At 54.4% G+C, this 1,597-nt stretch carries 2 protein-coding genes and 1 pseudogene; all 3 read left to right on the top strand.

Annotated features, from left to right (window positions below):
* Positions 1-33: 33 nt before the first annotated feature.
* Positions 34-480: pseudogene (locus tag Q363_RS47320) on the top strand (aspartyl protease family protein); the annotation flags it as partial.
* Between the two features lie 32 nt (positions 481-512).
* The gene (locus Q363_RS45100; protein WP_035358720.1) at positions 513-935 is read left to right on the top strand and encodes a hypothetical protein; all 423 of its coding nucleotides are present in this window, start codon (positions 513-515) and stop codon (positions 933-935) included.
* 12 nt (positions 936-947) lie between these two features.
* Positions 948-1,412 (top strand): PDZ domain-containing protein, encoded by a 465-nt coding sequence (locus tag Q363_RS31545; RefSeq protein ID WP_035358719.1) that lies wholly within the window; start codon positions 948-950, stop codon positions 1,410-1,412.
* Positions 1,413-1,597 lie beyond the last annotated feature (185 nt).

Here is a 1,597-nt window from a genome sequence, read left to right as displayed (position 1 = left end):
CGTACGGTGGATCGCCGACAATTGGAGAGGCAGATGGGAATGTGTATCCTCTGCAGACCGCGATCAATGGAGCAACGGGGCGGACAAAGGTCTATTGGTGTTATGAGGAGTGGCTCGCACGAGTATTACAACGACAGTCAGACTTGCAGTTTTCCATCTCAGAGAACCTACTACCTATATTCTTCATGCATGATGGATTGTGGCCTCCGCCGACGTGCAATCTTCGCCAACGCACTTCTCTTTGGCTTCTTGTGCTCGAACTGCTTAAGCCAGCAGAGCGCTTCACCCGTGACGACTCCCGTGCAGGTTATCTCAGGACTCGTCTATATGCAGGGCGAAGTGAACAATTCGACCCCACTGAATGTCATCCTCGATAGCGGTGCCTCGGTCAGTATTGTCAGCCCTCCGTTGGCGGAGACTCTCCGCCTAACGTCAACTCACTCTTCAGAAGCCAGTGGCATCGGAAAAGGTTCGGATCAGACGGTGCACTTTGTCGACGATTGCGAACTCAAATGGGGCAGTCAGCGAGTCGGATCAGTCTTCTCCACCAACAGAGCGCGATCCTGCCCATCGACTACGTTGCTGAGCAGGTGGGAAAGCGCGTGGATGCGATCTTCGGAAGCAATCTCTTCCTGCACTATACGATCACCGTCGACTATGAGCAGCAGCGCGTCACATTCACGTCTCCTGTCTCTGGAACGCCGCTCCTTGGAACCGCCATCCCTGTTCAGATCTTAAGCAATACCCCCTTCGTAGAGGCAAGCATCGAGGGGGAGGATGGCAAGAAGGTCACCGCGCTTTTCCTGGTGGACAGTGGGACCACTGGGGCAATGATCCTGAACAAGAAGTTTCTTGAATCCCATCCTGGCTTGATCGCCCAGACCCATTTCGTGGACACGCCTACGGTAACGGCTGTAGGTGGCACGATTCACTGAAAACGAGTACGCGTGCCGCATGTCGGTCTCGGTCCATTTCTCTTTTCCAGAGTGGTCGCGGCCGTCCCAGAGGCTAGCTCCGGCGCCTTATCGAACGCAACTGTTGCGGGTTTCATCGGTGCTGGAGTACTGAAACGCTTTACGGTGACCTGGGACTACACAGGCAAACGCATGGTGCTCTTGCCCAATCGAACTCTCAGCGAGCCTTTTGAAACCGATGCCAGCGGGTTACATCTGGTATCTCCGGGACCTCAATATCAAATCGTAGCGATCGACAGTGTACTCCCCGGTTCGCCAGCAGCACAGGCTGGACTGGAGCCGGGCGATGAGATTCTGGCCGTCGATGAAGTCAGCGGTCTTCCTCTCTGGAAGGTATCGGAAGCCCTTAGCAAAGCAGGAACTTCCGTCGTACTCACGGTCCAGAGGAAGACAACTATTTTGAAAATTACACAGCCCCTTCGCAGCCCCTTTCAATAGACAAGTTGAAGCGCGAAAGATGGATTACGACCTTTGGTTCATACCCAATGTATCTGTTGTCGGCCAACCGGACATTACCCGCAGTAGCAAGCACGAGAACACTCAAGCTCAAGAAACCCGGCTCCGTATCCACCGCTGCGTGAGTAATTCAGCCGTAAGAGGGACAATGGCCGGTGGGCCAGAAG

Origin of the sequence: Edaphobacter aggregans DSM 19364, assembly GCF_000745965.1 — a bacterium.
GTDB lineage: Bacteria > Acidobacteriota > Terriglobia > Terriglobales > Acidobacteriaceae > Edaphobacter > Edaphobacter aggregans.
This window is presented reverse-complemented; position numbering and strand designations above follow the sequence as displayed.

Coding starts and splice junctions, on each gene's coding strand:
- Q363_RS45100 (WP_035358720.1), top strand. CDS start 513: ATGGGGCAGTCAGCGAGTCGGATCAGTCTTCTCCACCAACAGAGCGCG.